Origin of the sequence: Mycoplasma miroungirhinis, assembly GCF_013008815.1 — a bacterium.
Taxonomy (GTDB): Bacteria; Bacillota_I; Bacilli_A; order Mycoplasmatales; family Metamycoplasmataceae; genus Metamycoplasma; species Metamycoplasma miroungirhinis.
This window is the reverse complement of the sequence record NZ_CP053097.1, coordinates 178,987-199,633: the sequence shown is the minus strand read 5'-3', so window position 1 is coordinate 199,633 and position 20,647 is coordinate 178,987. Positions and strand designations below refer to the sequence as shown.

Annotated in this window: 18 protein-coding genes and 8 tRNA genes; 2 read left to right on the top strand and 24 right to left on the bottom strand. The window is 24.1% G+C overall.

Going from position 1 to position 20,647, the window contains the following annotated elements:
- Positions 1-76: 76 nt before the first annotated feature.
- From dnaJ to HLA92_RS00935, 22 genes are all read right to left on the bottom strand, one after another.
- A complete protein-coding gene (dnaJ, locus tag HLA92_RS01040; RefSeq protein ID WP_171112655.1) occupies positions 77-1,189 on the bottom strand; it encodes a molecular chaperone DnaJ in 1,113 nt (370 codons plus the stop codon).
- A gap of 41 nt (positions 1,190-1,230) precedes the next feature.
- Positions 1,231-1,929, bottom strand: coding sequence for a peptide chain release factor N(5)-glutamine methyltransferase (locus HLA92_RS01035; RefSeq protein ID WP_171112653.1), 699 nt, complete (start codon positions 1,927-1,929; stop codon positions 1,231-1,233).
- On the bottom strand, positions 1,922-3,016 hold the full coding sequence (gene prfA / locus HLA92_RS01030; protein ID WP_171112651.1) for a peptide chain release factor 1: 1,095 nt from the start codon (positions 3,014-3,016) through the stop codon (positions 1,922-1,924). The genes HLA92_RS01035 and prfA overlap by 8 nt, the downstream gene beginning before the upstream one ends.
- Before the next feature lie 116 nt (positions 3,017-3,132).
- The gene (locus tag HLA92_RS01025) at positions 3,133-3,591 is read right to left on the bottom strand and encodes an MHO_1590 family protein (protein WP_171112649.1); all 459 of its coding nucleotides are present in this window, start codon (positions 3,589-3,591) and stop codon (positions 3,133-3,135) included.
- Positions 3,592-3,604: 13 nt separating this feature from the next.
- Positions 3,605-4,765, bottom strand: a complete 1,161-nt coding sequence (locus tag HLA92_RS01020) for an MHO_1580 family protein (protein WP_171112646.1) — start codon at positions 4,763-4,765, stop codon at positions 3,605-3,607.
- Positions 4,758-5,048: a hypothetical protein gene (locus HLA92_RS01015; protein WP_171112644.1), complete on the bottom strand. Its 291-nt coding sequence runs from the start codon at positions 5,046-5,048 to the stop codon at positions 4,758-4,760. Before HLA92_RS01015 ends, HLA92_RS01020 begins: the two co-directional genes overlap by 8 nt.
- A 295-nt stretch (positions 5,049-5,343) precedes the next feature.
- Positions 5,344-5,419, bottom strand: a tRNA-Phe gene (locus HLA92_RS01010).
- 1 nt (position 5,420) lies between these two features.
- Positions 5,421-5,497 (bottom strand) — tRNA-Asp (locus tag HLA92_RS01005).
- 4 nt (positions 5,498-5,501) lie between these two features.
- A tRNA-Met gene (locus HLA92_RS01000) sits at positions 5,502-5,577 on the bottom strand.
- A 43-nt stretch (positions 5,578-5,620) separates the two neighbouring features.
- Positions 5,621-5,711: transfer RNA gene (locus HLA92_RS00995), tRNA-Ser, on the bottom strand.
- A 1-nt stretch (position 5,712) separates the two neighbouring features.
- A tRNA-Ile gene (locus HLA92_RS00990) sits at positions 5,713-5,789 on the bottom strand.
- 13 nt (positions 5,790-5,802) lie between these two features.
- Positions 5,803-5,879 (bottom strand) — tRNA-Met (locus HLA92_RS00985).
- 1 nt (position 5,880) lies between these two features.
- A tRNA-Ala gene (locus HLA92_RS00980) sits at positions 5,881-5,957 on the bottom strand.
- 5 nt (positions 5,958-5,962) lie between these two features.
- Positions 5,963-6,039 (bottom strand) — tRNA-Pro (locus HLA92_RS00975).
- Positions 6,040-6,111: 72 nt separating this feature from the next.
- A complete protein-coding gene (gene obgE / locus HLA92_RS00970; RefSeq protein WP_171112642.1) occupies positions 6,112-7,377 on the bottom strand; it encodes a GTPase ObgE in 1,266 nt (421 codons plus the stop codon).
- 55 nt (positions 7,378-7,432) lie between these two features.
- Positions 7,433-8,473: an aminopeptidase P family protein gene (locus tag HLA92_RS00965; RefSeq protein ID WP_171112641.1), complete on the bottom strand. Its 1,041-nt coding sequence runs from the start codon at positions 8,471-8,473 to the stop codon at positions 7,433-7,435.
- 12 nt (positions 8,474-8,485) lie between these two features.
- Positions 8,486-8,638: a 50S ribosomal protein L33 gene (gene rpmG / locus HLA92_RS00960; RefSeq protein ID WP_171112639.1), complete on the bottom strand. Its 153-nt coding sequence runs from the start codon at positions 8,636-8,638 to the stop codon at positions 8,486-8,488.
- Between the two features lie 76 nt (positions 8,639-8,714).
- Positions 8,715-9,542 carry a deoxyribonuclease IV gene (locus tag HLA92_RS00955; protein WP_171112637.1) on the bottom strand — a complete coding sequence of 276 codons (828 nt, stop codon included), beginning with the start codon at positions 9,540-9,542 and terminating at the stop codon, positions 8,715-8,717.
- A gap of 9 nt (positions 9,543-9,551) precedes the next feature.
- Positions 9,552-10,325: a Nif3-like dinuclear metal center hexameric protein gene (locus tag HLA92_RS00950; RefSeq protein ID WP_171112635.1), complete on the bottom strand. Its 774-nt coding sequence runs from the start codon at positions 10,323-10,325 to the stop codon at positions 9,552-9,554.
- 1 nt (position 10,326) lies between these two features.
- Entirely contained in the window at positions 10,327-11,802 is a 1,476-nt protein-coding gene (locus HLA92_RS00945; protein WP_171112633.1) for an RNA polymerase sigma factor, read from the bottom strand.
- 21 nt (positions 11,803-11,823) lie between these two features.
- The gene (dnaG, locus tag HLA92_RS00940; RefSeq protein WP_171112631.1) at positions 11,824-13,614 is read right to left on the bottom strand and encodes a DNA primase; all 1,791 of its coding nucleotides are present in this window, start codon (positions 13,612-13,614) and stop codon (positions 11,824-11,826) included.
- Complete coding sequence (locus tag HLA92_RS00935) at positions 13,604-14,980, bottom strand: glycine--tRNA ligase (RefSeq protein WP_171112629.1); 1,377 nt, start codon at positions 14,978-14,980, stop codon at positions 13,604-13,606. The genes dnaG and HLA92_RS00935 overlap by 11 nt, the downstream gene beginning before the upstream one ends.
- 167 nt (positions 14,981-15,147) lie before the next feature.
- On the opposite strand from HLA92_RS00935, the gene ffh reads away from it, so the two are divergent.
- Entirely contained in the window at positions 15,148-16,494 is a 1,347-nt protein-coding gene (gene ffh / locus HLA92_RS00930) for a signal recognition particle protein (protein ID WP_171112627.1), read from the top strand.
- Between the two features lie 51 nt (positions 16,495-16,545).
- Positions 16,546-17,298 carry an MAGa3780 family membrane protein gene (locus HLA92_RS00925; RefSeq protein WP_171112625.1) on the top strand — a complete coding sequence of 251 codons (753 nt, stop codon included), beginning with the start codon at positions 16,546-16,548 and terminating at the stop codon, positions 17,296-17,298.
- 8 nt (positions 17,299-17,306) lie between these two features.
- Here the strand turns inward: HLA92_RS00925 and HLA92_RS00920 are convergent, their stop codons facing one another.
- Both HLA92_RS00920 and HLA92_RS00915 read right to left on the bottom strand, forming a co-directional pair.
- Positions 17,307-18,452: a YbhB/YbcL family Raf kinase inhibitor-like protein gene (locus HLA92_RS00920; protein WP_171112623.1), complete on the bottom strand. Its 1,146-nt coding sequence runs from the start codon at positions 18,450-18,452 to the stop codon at positions 17,307-17,309.
- Positions 18,452-20,647 carry an SGNH/GDSL hydrolase family protein gene (locus HLA92_RS00915; protein ID WP_171112621.1) on the bottom strand — a complete coding sequence of 732 codons (2,196 nt, stop codon included), beginning with the start codon at positions 20,645-20,647 and terminating at the stop codon, positions 18,452-18,454. Before HLA92_RS00915 ends, HLA92_RS00920 begins: the two co-directional genes overlap by 1 nt.

Here is a 20,647-nt window from a genome sequence, read left to right as displayed (position 1 = left end):
AATTAACCAATAATTAACAAAATATTAAAAAATTAACATTTAAACAAATGTTAATTTCATTATTTATGTTAATTTTTTAACCTTTGATTACATCATCAACTCATTGTGAGTAATATTTATCTTTGTTATTATTTAAAGTGTCTAAAATGATATTTTTTTCTTGTTTAGAAAGTTTTGGAATATAAGTTTTAATAATTACTATCATTTTACCCATTAAGTTTCTATTTAAATATTTAATTCCAGCATCTTTTATAATAAATTTATCACCATCTTTTGTATCTGAATGGATTTTTAATGGTTTTTTACCATATGGAGTAGGAATTTCAATTGTTTCTTCTGCAATAATTGATTTAATAGAAACAGGAACTTCAATAATAATATCATTATCAACTCGACGATAATAAGGATGTTTTTTAACGTTTATAACTAAATGTAGATCACCTTTTGGACCATTATTTGTTGAAGGTGTTCCGTAACCTGAAATAACAATAGCTTGCCCACTGAAAATTCCGGCTGGAATATTAATTTCTTTTGTTTCATATTCTTTTGTAATTTTCTTACCTTTACAAACAGAACATGATTTTTTAACAATTTTTCCTGACCCTAGACATTTATCACATGTACTAACAGTTTGAAAAAAACCTAACATAGAAGTATTAATTTGTCCTGAACCTGAACATTTATCACATGTTATAAGATCTTCAGGAGATTCTGCACCTGTTCCTTTACATTTATAACATGTTTCAATTTTTGGTAATTTCACATTAATATTTTTTCCATAAACACTATCTAAAAATTCAATAGTGATTTGTTCTTCTATATCTCTTCCTTTTTGTGGTCCATAACTTCTTGAAGAACCAAAAATATCACCAAATTCAAAAGATTCACCAAAACTTTTACCAAATCCACCAAAAAAAGATCTAAAAATATCAGAAGCATCTCCAAATCCTGCTGCTCCACCTTGTTCAAATGCAGCATGACCGAATTTATCATATTTAGCACGTTTTTCAGCACTACTTAAAACTTCATAAGCCTCTGAAACTTCTTTAAATTTTTCTTCTGCATCTGCTTCTTTGTTTCTGTCTGGATGATATTTCATTGCTAATTTACGATATGCACTTTTAATATCTTTTTCAGTAGCATTTTTTGAAATGCCTAAAATTTCATAATAATCTCGTTTTTTACTCATAGACTTAATTTTAGCACAAAATTAATTAGAGTGCTAAAAAATTATATATCCCGTATGATGACAATTCTTTTTTTATTATTAATATCTTTAATTATTTCTTGATTTGGATAATTTTTTTCAAAATATTTAGCAACAAAATCATCAATTTCAAAAATCAAAACCCCATGAGGTTTTAAAAAATGTTTATAATCTTTTAAAATTTTTTTATATTCTTTTAAACCTTCATCTTTTGCATATAACGCATATGAAGGATCAAATTTAGGTCGATTACGTTTTTTTATTTTTCTTTTGTTTAAATAAGGAGGATTAACCACAATTAAATCATATTTTTTATAAACATTAGAAAATCAATTACTTTTGAATATTTCAACATTTAAATGATTATATTGAGCGTTTTTTTTCGTAATTTTTAATATTTTTTTACTTTTATCAATTAATGTTACTTTACAATCAATATTTTTTTTAATTGCTAAACCAATTATTCCAGTTCCTGTTCCTAAATCTAAAACTTCTGAATCTTTATTTAAAAATTCATAACATTTTAAAATCACTTCTTCAGTTTCATAACGTGGAATTAAAGTAAATTTATTTAAAAAAACTAAAACTGATTGCATTTCGCAATAACCAATAATTCTTTGTACTGGATAATCTTTTTTTAGAAGTTTAAGTTCTTTTTTAGAAATATTTAAAGGAAGATTGTATCTTATTTTTTCTCTTAATAAAATTTCTTTATTAATCATTTGTTTGTTTTTCACCAATCATTTTAATTTTTTCAGCTTTTTCTTCACTTAATAAAGCATCAATAATTAAATTTAATTTTCCATCAGCAACACTTTTTAATGAAGCATTAAATGAAATTCTATGATCTGTTACACGATCTTGAGGATAATTATATGTTCTAATTTTTTCACTTCTATCCCCACTACCTGTTAATTTTCTTAATGCACTTTCTTCAGCTTCGCGCTTAGACAATTCTAATTGATAAATTTTTGATTTTAATAAATTCATAGCCTGTTGACGGTTAGCAATTTGTGAACGTTCATCTTGTGATGTAACAATGATTCCTGTAGGAATATGGGTGATTCTTACAGCACTATCAGTAGTATTAACACTTTGACCACCAGCACCTGATGATCTAAATGTATCTATTTTTAAATCTTGAGTTTTAATATCTATCTCTACATCATCATCAACAGCAGGTAAAACAGTAACAGTAACAGTAGATGTATGAACTCTACCTTGAGTTTCAGTAGCAGGAATTCTTTGTACTCGATGCACTCCACGTTCAAATTTTAATTTAGAAAAAACTTTGTCTCCACTTACACTAAAAACTAGTTGACTAAATCCACCAGCAGCACCAAATGTTGAATCAATAAATTTTATTTTCATATTCTCACTATCACAATATTTTTGATAAATTTTGAATAAGTCTCCAGCAAAAATATTAGCTTCGTCACCACCAGCAGCTCCTCTTATTTCCATAATTACATCACGTTCATCGTTTTCATCTTTAGGTAATAAAAGAATTTTTAGTTCTTCTTCACTTTCATTCATTTGTTGTTGTGTTTCTTCAATTTCAATTTTAGCTAATTCAAGCAATTCGTGATCTTTTTCTGTTTTTAAAACTTCTTTTGCTTGATTATATGCCATTTCTAGTTCTAAATAATTTGAAAATTGAGTATATATGTCTCTAATTGAATTTTGTTGTTTTAATAGTGAATTATATTTTTTAATGTCTTCATATATTTCTGGTTTTTGTAATGAATTAGAAATATCTTCAAATTTTAATTTAATAGCTAATAAGCTTTGATACATTGTTTTTTCCATAATTTTATTATTATATAATAATTTATTTATTTTAGTACATATTGTACTAAAAGTCATCATATGTATTTTAAAAAAATAAGCCATGAATTTATTTTAATTCATGACTTTGATTGTAATTATTTTTTTAAATTTTCATCGTATAAATTAAAAAAATAATTTTTATAAATAATTTGATTTTCTGATTTTCATACAAATTTTAATTGAAGTTGGTTCTTTTTAGGTTGAAAATAGCCAACATCAATTTTTCCATAATTTACAGACAGTTTTTTGATAATATCTTGAATAATATAAGCTATCATGTTTTCATCTATAATAGGTTCAGAGTTAATAATCTTTATTTTAGAATAATAATCACTAAAATTTACAGATGGAAAAATATTTTCAGAACTGAGATTCATTATTGGATTTGTATTGTTTTCTTTTACTTTTGTTTGTTGAGTTTTTTTGTTTTCTTCTTGATTTTTTTGTTTTTGTGATTTATTAATATGTGTTATATTAGTAGTTTGTGTGTTTTTTTTAATATAAATTACACTTAAGGTGATTATACCTGCTAATGATAATACAACAGCAACCAAAAAAATTAATTTTTTATATGACTTCGTTATTTTCTTCAATTTTGTCAAATGCTTCTCGTGAAAGGGTCACTAGTTGGTCTAAAGTATATTGATTTTCAATAATGTTTAAAATTGCAATATTATCAAATGACATTCAATTTAACCTATTTTTAATTTCTACATCCTCTGAAATTTTTAATTTTATATTACCTTCTGTGGGATTTAATAGTGGATGTTTTATGTTATATATCTTAGATATGACGATATTTTTATATTTATTGTTTATGGAAAGTATTAATATAGGGCTAAAAATTCCTTTAAAGTTATACGGAATAATATAACCATCTTGGGAATTAATATTAAAACCTTGAATTGTTTTATTTAAATTAAAATCATAATATGAATGAGTATTTAATGTTAATTTACCGACAATGTCATAATTTTGAAATTTTTGATTATTAGTTAATAAGTCAAAATTGCAATCAATAGCTTCAGTTATGTCTGGTAAGGCAGTAACTTTTGCTTTTAGATCTGATAAATTTGCTATGGGAATCTTTGATATTTTGTTATTTTTATCAACGATATTAGCAGCAATATAATAAATATTTTTAAAATATTTATAAGGATTTAACTTTTCATTTATTAAGATAATGCGTGCATATTTAATATTTTTAATGATTTTATCATCATTAACTTGGTCGTAATTTCCGCTATAAATTTCAAATTCAAATTCTAAGGGTATATCAAAAGATTGATGATCATTATCTAAATTAAATGTTTTATTTATTTCATTATGTCTAATTTCGATATGACTATTCAAATATTCAGTCATTTTGTTATTATTAACTTTATAAACGACAACTGAAATGTGATTTACTTCTTCAAAATCAAACTTAGGAAGTTTGTTTAATCCAGTTATCATTGAGAAATTAATTTCATTTGTAAATATTTTAGAAATTGGAAGTGGTTTATTATTTATAAATACCCCTATAACTAATTGTTGATCTGTTATATGCTTATAATTAATTTCTAAAATAGTTGAATCATTGTGAATATGTCTTTTAATTTTTAAATTCAATAAATTATTAATATTTAAACTACCATCTAAGATTTTTGTTTCAGTTCTTAAATAAATATTTTCACGATAATTTTTAATGGTTTCATGTTGGTTTAGATTATATGTGTAATTAATCATTTAAAAAAATACATAAACTGTCTAATACATTGTGTAAATATTTATAATATGTAGTTTTAGAGAAATATTCTTCGTATCATTTTTTATCTGGATTAACATTTCATATTTCGTTAAAGAATATTAATTTTTCTTCAAAGGTTAAACCTTCGTTGAAATAATCCATAATAGGAAGATATGTTTTAAATTTGCTTTGTTCTTTTGTATCTTGACTTTTTAATTTATTGTTTGTTATTTCTTGATGAAATAGTTTTTTTGATAGTGCACACTGTTGTCTATATACCATAATTCTAGAATATAAAGTGCGTGTAAGACTATCAATAAGTCTGTTTTCCGATATTTTCATATTTACCTCATAGTGTAAAATAGTCAATTGGGATTATTGTTAATCCACGCTTTTATTATAAGTTTATAAAATCATTTTTTGTCTATTTATATGTAAATTAGGAAAAAATTAGGAAAAAAAATTGTCACTGATACAAATACTAGCAAAAATCCCCACACAAAATTAGTTTTTTGTCAAAAAATAAAGATAAAAAGAAAAATAAAAAACCCCTATTTTGGGGTCGATCAGCTTGATATGGTGGCTCCGGCAGGAATCGAACCAGCGACACACGGAGCTTCAGTCCGTTGCTCTACCAACTGAGCTACAGAGCCATGGCGGTCCAGACGGGAATTGAACCCGCGATCTTCTCCGTGACAGGGAGACGTATTAAACCACTTTACCACTGGACCATTTTGGTTGCGGAGATAGGATTTGAACCTATGACCTTTGGGTTATGAGCCCAACGAGCTACCGACTGCTCCACTCCGCTATATAAGGTATTTATAAAGTAGTGATGCAACTTTATAAATATATGGCGGGCAATGAGGGATTTGAACCCCCGCGGGCCGTGAAGCCCCTGGCAGTTTTCAAGACTGCTCCCTTCAGCCTCTTGGGTAATTGCCCATGGTGGACCCAACAGGACTCGAACCTGTGACCGACCGGTTATGAGCCGGTTGCTCTAACCAACTGAGCTATAGGTCCTAATCTATTTCATTGGTGGCTCCGAAGAGAGTCGAACTCTTGACCTTCCGGGTATGAACCGGACGCTCTAACCAACTGAGCTACAGAGCCATGGTGGAGAGGATGGGACTTGAACCCACTACCTCCTGCGTGCAAGGCAGGCGCTCTAGCCGGGTGAGCTACCCCCCCATAAATGGTGAAGAAGACAGGATTCGAACCTGCGACCGCTTGAGCCCAAGTCAAGTGCTCTACCAAGCTGAGCTACTTCTCCACGCTATTATTGTTTTATTATTTTAAGTTGCTTTATAATTATACACGATTTTTTCTTTTTTATCAAAAAAAACTAATTTTCATTATCTCATGTAAATTCGTAATTTTCAATTCTTACAGTATCACCAGCAACAACCCCTTTTTTAAGTAATTCTTCTCATACACCTAAGTTTTTTAATTTATTATTAAAACGCATTAAATTATCATAACTAATTAAAGGAATACGATTATAAAGTTCTTTAATTTTTTTACCTTTTATTTCATATGTATCAAATGAAATTTTAATAATTTCAAAATCATCTTCATCTAATGTAATTGTGATTTCATTTTTATTTACTTCATTTATTAACATATTTTCTACTTCTTTTAATTTACTGTATATTGCATTTTTGAGTAAATAATTTGTATCTTCAGAAGCATTAAAATTATAATCAATTAATTTTATAGTTGGATATTTTTTAATAAATAATTGTTTATGATAATTAAAATCTTCTAAGTCAGATTTATTTGCAATCACTATTTGTGGTCTTTTTTCAAGATTTATATTATATTTAATTAATTCATTATTAATTTCTTCAAAATCTTGAATAGGATTTTTATCTTTTGAACCAAAATCAATAATATGACATAAAATTTTACATCTTTCAATGTGTTTTAAAAATTGAATTCCTAGACCTTTACCACCACTTGCACCATTAATTAAACCAGGTAAATCAGTAACTACAAAACTATCTTCATAATATTTAACAAGACCTAATTGTGGAACTAATGTTGTAAATTCATATTCAGCTATTTTTGGTTTTGCATTGGAAATTTTTGATAATAAAGTACTTTTTCCAGCACTAGGCTTACCCACTAACCCAACATCTGCTAAAACTTTTAGACTTAATTTAATTTCTAAATGTTGACCTAATTCTCCATTTTCAGATAATCTTGGTGCTGTATTACGAGAGGTTTTAAATTTAAAATTACCTCTTCCACCTTTTCCACCTTGTGCGATTAAATATGATTTTGTTTCTGTTATATCTGCAATTAAATTATCATAATTATATACTAATGTACCTAATGGTACTTTTACAAAAGTATCTTTACCATTTGCACCATAAGAATTTTTTCTTTTACCGTTTTCACCATCTTGGGCAGTAATTTTATTTTTGTAATGAAAATTTAAAAGAGTATTTATTCCGCTATCTCCTATAAAATAAATATCTCCACCTTTTCCACCATCACCACCGTCAGGGCCTCCACGATCAACATGAGCTTCACGTCTAAAACTAATTAAACCATTTCCACCATTTCCTGCTTTTAAGGTTATTTTCACTTCGTCTATAAATTTCATATGATTATTTTACCATTTTGCTTTTTAATTTGTAAATAAAAAGTGCTTATGCACTTTAATTATTTTCTTCAGGACGACTTAAAACTTTTGAACCATTTTCTGTAACTAAAACAGTATCTTCAATTCTTGCACCACCTAGACCCGGTATATAAATTCCAGGTTCAACAGTTATTATCATTCCAGGTTCTAAAACTGTTGATTTAGAAGCATTGACATAAGGTAATTCATGAACATTAATTCCTACTCCATGTCCTGTTGAGTGAGTAAAGTATTCACCATAACCTTTTTCTATAATATAATCACGACAAATTTTATCAATGTCTGTTGTTGTAATTCCTGGTTTTACAGCTTGACGTCCTAAACGTTGAGCTTCTTTTACAATTTCTAAAATATCTACTAATTTTTTATCTTTTGGTGTTCCAAAGAAAAATGTTCTAGTAATATCACTTGCTCATCCTAAATATTCAGCACCAAAATCAATTTTAATAATATCACCATCAGTTAGTTGTGTATTAGTTGGATGATGGTGTGGTTCAGCAGCATTAGAACCAAAAGCAACAATTGAATCAAAAGATTCTTTTTCAGCACCAAAAAGTCTCATTAAATACCCTAATTTATGACTAACTTCTTTTTCAGTCATTCCTACTTTTAGATATTTTTTAACTTCGCTAAATGCATCAAGTGAAATTTTACATGCTTCTTCAATAATTGATGATTCACGTAAATCTTTTTTTATACGAAATTGTTGACCAACAACAGAAACAAATTCTGCTTCAGGTAATATTTTTTGAAAATTCTCTAATGTTTCAACTTTTAGATAATCTTTTTCAATTCCTACTTTTTTGTAATTTTTTTCTTTTAAAAATTCACTAAATGAGTTACCTTTTAACAATTTAACTTCAACATTTTTAGCATTGTTAGTTACATATTCAATGTATCTTCCATCTACAAATATATAAGCCAATTCTTTTTCAATTACTAAATAACCATCTGTGGTTGCTACTTCAGCCATTCATAGTCTTGTTTCAGGTGCTTCTGAAATAATTGCATCAATATTATATTCATCAAAAGACTTTAATAGTTCTTCTTTTAACATTTTATGTCCTTATTATTTTTTTTCTTTGTGATTTGTATGATCATTGCATTTATGGCAATATTTTTTAGTTTCTATTTTTTCAGGGTGTAATTTTTTATTTTTCTTTGTAATGTAATTTTCCATTTTACATTGTTCACATCTTAAAATTAATCCTTCTCTTGGCATATTTCCTCCTACTTATTACCTTATTTTAGTAAATATCTTTTATATTATAAATTAAAAAACCATTTTCAATTTAATTTTATTGTTTTAATAGCATAGCTATTTCTAGATCATAAATTGGACCTTGTGGCGGAACAGGTGTTTCTAAAATAATAGGAATATTATCAAAATCAATATCATGAACAAATTTTTGTAATGTTTTTAATCCAATATATCCTTTATTAATATTTGCATGACGATCTTTATGAGAATTTAAATCATTTAATGAATCATTTAAATGAATAACTTTGATATATTTTAACAAATCAAAGTCTTTTAGTTGTTTTTTAAAATTATCATAATCTTTTATATTATAACCTGCGTCTCAAATATGACATGTATCTAAACACATTTGAATACGTTCATTATTTAATGTATCTAAAACATATTTAATATCTTTAAAATTAGTAAATACTTCTGTTCCTTTTCCGCTCATAGTTTCTAAACAAATAACAACATCTTTTGTTAAAGAAATTATTTGTTTTAAAGAATTTATTAATGTTTCTAAACTTTCTTGTAAAGAAAATTTTGTATATGCTCCTGGATGTAATACTAAATATTTAGCTCCAATATAATTCATTCTATTGATTTCTTCAATTAAAAAATTAATAGCAAATAAAGCTTTATCTGGATTAGATGGATTAACAATATATGGAGCATGCACAACAATATCTTCTGGTTTTATTAATTCACTATATTTTTTAGTATATTCAGATAAATTATAAAGTTCCTTAGCTACCCGTTTTGACGTTTGTGGTGCTCCTAAATATATCATCATACAATTTGCATTATTGCGAATTGATTCTTCAACTGCACTTAATAGATAATTAGGTGATTTAAATGAAATATGACTTCCTAATTTAATCATAATTACTCCTTAAATATTATAAAATTTATCTTCTTCGAAAATACTAAAAATTTGACTTTCATCTAGATATTTTTCTAGTAATTCTACCATAGTATAAATAAAACCTTTTTCTAAATTATGAGAAACATTAATTACATTAATTTTCATTTCATCATAATTAATAAAATCACTTCATTTTGCATCGCTTGTAATAATTAAATCAGCTTCATTTTTTAAATTATTTATATCTTCTACTGAACCTGAACCTGGAAATAACACAAAATTAGCAATTTTTTTATCTAAATTTTCTTTTTTAATATTAGTTTGTATATGTTTAATTTTTGCTTTGTCTTTTAATAAATTAATAAGTTCTAAAAATGTTTTATTAAAATTTATTTTCAATGCAAATGAATTATTTAATTGTATGTAATTTTTATCATCTAAATCTAAAAGTTTTAAAATACCTCTAACAGTGAAAAAATTAGTTTTATCAAATGCAGTATGAAAACTATAAGTATTAATTTTGTGTTTTTTTAAAAGATTATAAAGTTTTTTCTTGTATGGGTAAATTTTAAAATCTTTTAGTTTTTGATAAAAAATAAAGGGATGATGTGAAATTATTAAATTGCATTGATTTTTAAGTGCAACTTTTAGAGCATTTGAAGTAATATCATGACAAATTAAAACATTTTTTAGATTTTTTTTACCTGCTAAAGGAATAGAAAAACCAACTGGATCTCATGATTCTTTAAGACTTAAATCGATATCATGAGATAAATTATCAATTAAATGTTTAATTCTCATGTTAACTAGTAAAAAAATCTTTTAATTTTTTACGTTTTTGTGGATGTTTTAATTTCCTTAAAATCTTTGTTTCGATTTGTCTAACTCTTTCTTTTGTAATTCCTTTTTCACGAGCTAGTTCATCTAATGTGTACGCTCTATATGGAATACCATTTTCGTCTTTACCCACACCATAACGTTTTCTAATTAAAATTCTATCTTCTTCATCATCTAAATTTTCAAGCATATCATCTATTATTAAAGATAATTCTTCTTGTGATGAAAAATCAACTGGATTAATCACACTTTCATCTTTAACAAAATCACTAAAATTAGAATTTTCTTCTTTACCAATTGATTTATCTAATGAAATAGGATCAATATTGATTTTTCTAATATATCTAACTTTTTCAGCATCCATATCACCACCATAACGTGTTGCGATTTCTTCATCAGTTGGTGTATTTCCATTTTCTTGTTGTAATTCACGTTCAATTTTAATGATTTTATTAATTGTTTCTACCATATGCACTGGAACTCTTATTGTACGAGCTTGATCTGCAACAGCTCTAGTTATTGCTTGACGAATTCATCATGTTGCATAAGTTGAAAATTTAAATCCTTTATGATAATCATATTTATCAACTGCTTTTAATATACCAGCATTTCCTTCACTAATTAGATCAATAAAACTTAATCCACGATTTTTATAACGTTTTGCATTATTAATTACTAAACGTAAATTACGATTTATTAATGTACTACGTGCTTTTTTGTATTTTCTGTCATTTCCTTCTTGTAAAGCTTTTTCCATTTTAATTGCTAAATCTTTTTCTTCTTTAGGAGTTAGTAATTTTCCATATTTACCGATTCAACGCATATATCATTTAACAATATCATTTGTTTCAGAAAGGTTATTAGAAAGTGAATCATCTTCTATTGAATCTTTATCATAATAATCTTCATCATCGTCATAATCTTTTAATAAATTAACAACATCATCATCTTCATAATCATCATTAGATTCTTCAAATTCAACATATTTTTCAGTATCATCATAAAAATCTGCATCTAATGTATCATCATCTTCATCTTTTTTTACAGTAGAATCATCATGAAATTCATCAATATTTAATTCTGAATCATCTTCTAATTCCTCTGTAGCTTCAAATTCTGAAGGATCAATTTCATCTAAATCTAATTTTTCAGGTTCTGTATATTTTTGAAAACCATCTTCTAAATCGCTTTCAGTAATTTCTTCTTCATCATCTTCTAGAAGATTATCTTCTAATAAGTTTTCTTGAATTAAAAGATCAAAAATTTCCACACTTTCATCAGCATCTAAAAATAACTTATTATCATCTAAAAATTTATAAATGTCTTCATGCGTTAAAGTTTGTTTATCTTTATCAATTTTTTGTTTTTGTTTTAATAATTTTTTAAATGCTTTTATTAGGTCTCTAACTGATTTTTGTTCATCTTCTTTTATTGTACTCATTTTAGCTTCCTTAATACTATGTTATTGTTTTTTTTCAATTATTGTTATAAGTTTATCAATTACTTCTTCATCATTAATATTAATATTAATTTCATTAAAATCTTCTTCTCACATTTTATTTTCATTACTATAAAAATCTTTTAATTTTAGTAAATTATCTTTAAATTGAACTTCATCTAATTTTTCATTGGGATCTAATATTTTAATAAATTCCTTTAAATCACGAGTAAATTTGTCAGTATTTCATTTATTTTCTTTAGTCATTGAAATTCTAATATTTTTATTTTTTTTAGGATTATTCAATTCTAAAATTGCTTTTTGTCATTTTTTACCTTTTTTTAAAATAACACTACGTAATTTATGATAATAATTATTATCAGTTAATGTTTTTGTTATTGTAAAATTTACTAAACGATAGAAATCTGATTTTGGAGTGTCTTTTCTTATTCTAAATTTATTGAATTTTCTTTTTTGTAAATCGTTTTGATTATTTATTATTAGGTTATTTGAATAAAAGTTATTAAAATGTGTTGATTGGAAGTTTTTAAAATAATTAATATCTAATTTATTTTGTAAAACAGCTTTTTGTTTTAAAATTTCTTGATCATATGGGTTTAAAATTTTTAAAAAATCATTAAATTCTTTTAAAAGTATTTGTTTGTGTTCAAGCGATGTATCATAATTAGAATTTTCGAATATTAAATTATAAATATAATCTAAATAACCTACTTTATTTTCTGTTATTTCTTTTAATTTTGCACCATCAGGGGATGAAAAATAAATTTCATCAGGATCATTTTGACTATTATTTTGAACAATTTTGACATTTAATTCATATTTTTGTAAATTCTTTAAAATTATTTTTAAATTTTTTATCGTTGCTACTTTACCTGCTGTATCACCATCAAAAAATAAATTTATTGTACATTTTTTTAACATTGATAAATGATTTTCTGTTAGTGATGTTCCCATTACTGCTAAAGCATTATTTATTCCTATTCTATAAAGTGCAATAACATCAAATTGTCCTTCTACTAAATAAACATCTTTATTAATTGCGATATTTTCTTTAACATTATTTCAATTAAAAAATAAAGATTGTTTTTTAAAAATGTCATTTTCTGAAGTATTTAAATATTTAACATTATCATTATCAATTGTTCTTGCACTAAAACCAACACAATTTAAATTTGCATCATAAATTGGAAACATTAATCGATTATTAAAAAAATTGATATTTTTATTTGTTGAACTTGAAATTGATATTTTTGATAAAACAAATTCATCAAAACCTTTATTTTGCAAATAATCAAATGCATTAATCTCATTTGAACTAAATCCTAGAACAAAATGATTTTGAATATCAGTTGAAATTTGTCGTTTCGAAATTACATTAATTAAATTACTATCAATATTTTTATATTTATGAAACTGGTATTGAAATAAATTATTTGCAGCTTCAGTTGCTTCAAAAAGTTCAGTTTGTTCTTGAGTTTCATTTGATTTAAATTTATCAATTTTAGCAATATCAACATTAAGTTTTAATGCTAATTTTTTTAATGCTTCAATTGGTGTTAAATTTAATCTGTATTCTAAAAATTTGATTGCATTACCAGTTTTATGACAACCAAAACAAGTAAATATTTGTTTTTCAGGACTTACAATAAATGAAGATGTTTTTTCATTGTGAAAAGGGCAATTGGCTTTATAATTTTTTCCTGATTTTACTAAATTACAATATTCAGAGATAACATCAACAATATTTGTTGTACTTAATATAGTTTTTCAAATATTTTGATGATTATCTATCATTATATCTTTCTAAATATAATTCAATATCTCTTATATCAATTCTTGTTTGTTGCATTGTATCTCGATTTCTTATCGTTACTTTGTTATCATTTAGTGAATCATAGTCAAAAGTAATTGAAAAATACGTTCCAATTGCATCTTGTCTACGATAACGTTTTCCAATAGAACCGGATTCTTCATATGAAACACGAATACCTTTTGATTTTAAGTGTTTATAAATTTCTTTACTATGGTCATTAAGTTTTTTAACCAGTGGCATAACACAAACTTGATATGGACATATTTTATATGTTGTTTTTAAAATAATTCTTTGATCATTATTTTCTAATGTTTCTACTTCATATGCATCAACTAAAATAGCAAATAATAAACGATCTAGACCCATAGAAGGTTCAATTACATATGGAACAATATGTTCGTTATTTTCTGTTAAATAAGATAAGTTTTCATTTGAAAATTTGATATGTTGATTTAAATCATAATTTCCACGATTAGCAATTCCCATTAATTCTCCTCAACCAAATGGAAATAAAAATTCAATATCAGTAGTTCCTTTTGAATAATGACTTAATTCTTCTTTTTCATGAGTTCTTATTCTAATTGATTCAGCTTTTAAACCGTTTTTTAAACAAAAGTTATGACATTTATCAATGTAATATTTGTAAAAAAATTCATCTTGATTTTCAAAGCAAAAGAATTCTAATTCCATTTGTTCGAATTCTCTAGTTCTAAAAATAAAATCTCTAGGTGTTATTTCATTACGAAAACTTTTTCCAATTTGACCTATTCCAAAAGGTAATTTAGGTCTCATAGTTCTTAATACATTTTTAAAATTTAAAAAAATTCCTTGTGCAGTTTCTGGTCTTAAATATGTTGTACTTGCTGTATTATCAATTGCACCAGCTTGAGTTTTAAACATTAAATTAAAAGGTCTAATGTCTGTTCAATCACACTTAACTCCATCATATTCTAAAACTTCTTGTTTGATTTTATGTTCCATTTCTTCAAAAGTCATTTTTTCCACATCTAAATCTTTAAAAAGATCTTTTAAAATATGGTCAGCACGGTATCTTTTTTGATTAATTTTATTTTCAATCAAAAAATCACTGAAATTATCTAAATGTCCACTAGCTTTTCAAACCATTGGATTCATTATTATTTTTGAATCAATTTGATAATTATTTTCTTCATCAAAAATAAAACTTTGAATTCATTGATTTTTTAAAGCATTTAACATATTAGTAGCAAGAGGTCCGTAATCTCATGTATTAATTACCCCTCCATATATTTCAGAATCTTGATATACAAATCCTGATACTTTTAAATGATTAATTATTTCTTGAATATTTTTATCTTTATTTAACATATTACCTCGTTAGCAAAATAATTTTATATTATATCATAGATATAATTTTTTCGTTCAATAAGTTATATTTTTTAAATATTTCTTTTAAAAAACTGAATTTTTCTTCAAAAACCCAATCTAAACTATTTATTTAACAAAGATTTTTTTGTTTTATATATAATTTAAATATGTTTGACTTTATAGGTAATAAAATACAAAAATCAATTGAAAAAATGAATAAAAAAACTATCATAACTGAAGATGATATAACTGAAATTATAAGAGAAATTAAATTATCTTTACTTGAAGCTGACGTTAATTTAGAAGTTGTAAAAAGTTTTACAAAAGAAGTAAAAAGAAAAATCTTAGAAAGCGGAAAAATAGGAAATTTAAACGCTCAACAAACAGTTATTAAAATTTTTAGTGAAGAATTAATTAATATTTTAGGTAAAAAAACTATATCAATTGAAGTAACAAAAAAACCACTTACAATTTTAATGATTGGTTTACAAGGTAGTGGAAAAACAACTACAACTGCAAAATTAGCAGCATATTTAAGAAAGAAAAAAATTATTGAAAATCCACTTTTAGTTGGTGCTGATATTTATCGTCCTGCTGCTCGAGATCAACTTGAAGGTTTAGCAAAACAAATTAATACTGATTTTTTTAGTCAAAATATTAATAATGCAGTAGAAATTGCACAAAATTCAATAACATTAGCAAAACAAAATCAAAATGATGCAATTATAATTGATACTGCAGGACGTCTGTCAATTGATGAAAATTTAATGGAAGAATTAATAAAAATTAAAAAAATAACAAATCCTGATTACATCTTTTTAGTAATTGATGCAATGAGTGGTCAAGATGTAATTAATGTTGCAAATACTTTTAATGAAAAATTAAAAGTTAATGGGATAATTATTACTAAATTAGATTCTGATGCTCGTGGTGGGGCTGCACTAAGTATTACTCACTTGTTACATATTCCAATTTTATTTATTGGAACAAGTGAAAAAATTTCTGGTTTAGAAATTTTTCATCCTGATAGGATGGCAAATAGAATCTTAGGAATGGGTGATGTCTTAAGTTTAATTGAACAAGCTGAAAACAATATTGATGAAAATAAAGCCAAAAAATTATCGCAAAGATTTTTATCTGGTCAATTTAGTTTAGATGATTTAATGGATACAATGTCACAAATTAAAAAATTAGGTAAAATGACTAAAATAATTAAAATGATTCCAGGATTAGCAAATAAAATTAATGAAGAGCAAATCAATAGCGCAGAACAAAAATTTACAACATACCAAATTTTAATTAATTCAATGACTAAACAAGAAAGAAAAAATCCTAAATTACTAAAAATAGCGGAAAGAAAACAAAGAATTTTAAAAGGTTCAGGTAGATCATCTCGTGAATATAATTTACTTTTAACTGATTATGAAAGAATGTCAAAACAAATGAAAGAAATGTCTAGCGGTAGAGGTGGATTTAATTTAGGTAATATTGGTGGATTAGGTAACTTATTTTAGAAATTTACAATCTTATGATTGTATTTTTTATTTTTAGTATAATTTATCATTATGAACACAAAAACCAGTTATTTTTCAACAAAAATTAAACAAAATAGACGATTAATAACCATAATTGCTGCATCCTTGTTTTTAATTTTAACAATTTTAATAATTACAATTTATATTGCTTTAATTGATGAAACTAAAATTGATAATAATACAAAATACCAAGGATTAGAAAATATTTTTTTAAGATATGCTAATTTATTTTATTTTACAAATATAACTAATATATTTTCTTTAACCACATTATTAATTATGTCTTTAAAACCAAATAATGCTAAAATAAAACGTGTATTTTTTCATTCAATTGTATTAATGTCCATTACATTTTTAATTTTTTGAACATTAATTTCGTGACAAGCTAATTGAAAAAATATTTTTGAATCATATAAATCTTTACAAACACATTTCATTAATCCTGTTATTTGTTTTTTATTTGCATTTATATGAAAAGAGCAACTAAAATTTCATAAAAATGATAAATATTATGTAGTTATATATGTCATAAGTTATTTAATCTTTGCGTTTATTTTGTATTACTTAACATATTATTTAAAATATAATCAAGAAAATGCAATTGTTATTTATGGTTTTTTAGACTTTATTCATCCATTTTTTTATTATGGAACAAAATTATCATTAAAAATCATTTTAAACATTTTGTTTTTAGTTATTGGTTTTTTCTTACCTTTTTTACTATGTTTATTTTGAATAAAAATATTAAAATTAAAAATAAAATATAAAAAAGATGTTGTGTAACATCTTAATTATTTTAATTTGAAGCGAATAATTTTTTCAGCTATAACTTTATTTTTTATATGACGATAAGCATCAGCTATGTCATTTATTTTATCTTTATCAATTATTTTTTGATCTAATGCATAAATTTCCATTCAGTGAAATTTTTCAGATGAAGCCATTTTTTTTGATTTAAATAAGGATCAAGAATGGTTTTTTAATTGAAATAATTTCTTTATTTTTTCAGGAATTTGTGAATGATTATAATAAGAATTTTTAATAAAAATTTTGTTTTTATCAGCTTTAATTAAATCATCTTTATTTAATAATGTTCAATCACTGTTTTGTGCTTTTATCCCTAAACAACAATATTCATTAGTAACTAATCCTCATTCATCAAAAGAATTGGAATCATAAATAAATATTGCATATTCTTTAATATTTTTAGGATTTTTAATTTTAATTTGTGGAGTTGAAATTTTAAAATTTGTTTTTTGAATTGTTTCATCATCAAAATAATAAGGTTTGGATAAATAATAAATATTTTCATCAACTAACATATCTTTAATATTGACTTTTAAAGTAGAAATTTCATCATGTTCATTATATACATAAAATAAACCGTGTGTTGAGGCTTCTTTTTGATAATTAATATTATCTTCAATATAAGCTTGTGGGCTAGAAAATGTTAAAACACCTTGATCAATTGTATGATCATTTATAATTTCTCAAAAGTCACCTATATACATAGGTTTTGTTGTATCTCAATAATCACTAACATCTTCAAAATCCAAAGCAAAAACACGACAAATATACACATGATCTTGATCAGGAGGAAAAGGTCCTGTATACATATTTGCATTTATTTTTAAATAATTATGATCTAAAATTGGATTTTGGGGTTTAATTGATAAAGAGTTTTCAATTTGAAAATAGTTTTTATCTTTAAGAATAGAACTATTTTCAGCAATAAAATTATCTTTTATATTAAAAATACCTCAATGTACAAAACTAAGACCCACTACACCAGCAGCTTCATGATCAATCATTAAAATTGCATAACTTTTAGCATTTTTTACTTCATCTCAACCTAAATGAGGTGAAAAAGTTGAAATTAAAGAATGATTAGGATTTAAAACATTATAAATATTAATAGATTTTGAATATACTTTCATTATTTATTCTCGCTTTGTAATTTTTGTTGTTTTTTTAAACTTTTTATTTCTATTTGTAAACTCAATATAGCAATTATAAATTTTCTTAATACGTTAATATATCTGATTTTTTTAAATAATTTCAGTGTAAATTCTTTTTTAGTTTCTCCTTTGGTATTTGAAAAAATATAATCATAAATACTAAAGGTTTGAAATTCTTTAAGTAATATTTTTAAATACTTATTTAATATTTCTTTATGTTCATTAGCTAATCAAATGATATTATCAATTTTTAGTTCTAATTTTTTTGTATCTAAATTGTTATTTTCAGGAATTTTGTGAGCTAATAAAATACTTAACTTAATAAATTCAATGGTTTGTTTTTTATTTTCTTTACGACTAACTTCACTAATGATTTTATCAATATAATAAATGATTTTATAATGATTTAAAATTAGTCATTTTTCTCATGCTTGATCAAAAGTATTAAGCTCAGAATAATTTTTTAAATTAATAGTTAGATTCATAAATAAAAAATCAGCAAATTCTCTAAAAATATCTTGTTTAGATAAATAATTACGAATATATTTATATCTTTCATCTAATTTATGATTTACTAATGTTTCAAGTAAATTAGTATTTAAAATTTCAGTTAAAAAAGTATAGTTAATTTGTTTTAATTCATTTTTTGATTCATGAATAAAAGAAGCACTTAATAAGTTCTTTACGATTGCATAAATTAATTTTTGATTTTTTATAGTATTATTTTTTGCATTTTTTAAATCTGAAATATAAAAACTAGCATTAAATTTTCGATAAGAATTTAAATTATTTTGTAATGCAATGAAAAAATTATTAACTGCATTACCTGATAAAATATGTAAAATTATTTGTTGTGCTCATTTTTTTTCTTGTAAATAATTTAAAAGTAGATCTTTAGTTTTATATATTTCATTTTGAGAATAAAATTTAGATTTAATGAATTGAATAATAAGTTGTTTAATATTTAAATTTAAATCTTTTTCTAAATGACTAACATATCAAGAAATTTGATTTTGTTGTTTTAAAATATCCTTTTTTTCATCTTCATAATAATCATCTAAAAATAAATTATCACTACGATTGATACCTAATACCCTCACTAAAATTGATAAATCTTCACCTAAATTTAATATTTTTCTATGTGATAAATAATCTTTTTTATATTCATTAATAGTTCTTAAATAAGATAAAACTTTTTGATTATTATTTTTATAAGATTCAAAAACAAATTTATTATCTAAACCTAGTTTTATTACCATATTTTGAGCAATAAATTTATACATTTTTTCACTAGGATGAATATCAAAATATGATTCATATAAAAAATCTTTATGTTTTGTTGCAAAGTCTAAATCATTATTATCAATATACATACAGCAACTTTTATTAGCTGCTGTTTTTAATGCAGAATTTAAATAAAACATAAACATATTTATAATTGAAACATCTTTTATTTTAGTTTTTAACAGAGTTTCATTTAGAACATTTTCAAAATGAATTAGAGGTTTTGAATAACCCATTACGACAATATTAGTTCTTGGATTATAAGATTTAATAACATTAATTAAATTTTCAATATATTTTGTAATTTTAGTTGCTCTTAATTTTAAAGAACTATGAAGTTGTTCAAGTATGTGTTGAATGTTTTCTTTTGTTTGTTGACTATAGAGATTTTTTACATCTTGAAGAGGAAAAAAATTAATTCAATCATGCATACCTAAATTTATAGTAATTAAATTAGCTTGTTTAACTTTAGTTTGGATGTTTTTTATATCGTTTCAGTAATTATCGTATTGTTCAATAAATGGATTCGCTTCTTCATTATTAAAAACATTAGCAAAATGCAAAATATTTTTAGTTTCATCACTTAAATTATTATGTTCTATTAATTCAATGTATTGTTTAATTTTTATATTTGGAAAACTAAAATTATCAAAATCTTTTAAATATTTTGCATTTAAATTATGAATAATTCTCGCAAAAAAAGCAGGATAACTTAAACCTGTAACTTTATTTTCATGTTTATAAAATTTACCTAAGCTCAAAAATCCAAATTTAGAGTTAAATCCACCTGAAAATTCATCCCCAATAGAAAGATAATTTAAATTTTCTTTAATCGGTAAAAAATTAAATTTTACCTCATTTTTATCTTCTAATTCATTATCTAAATTCAT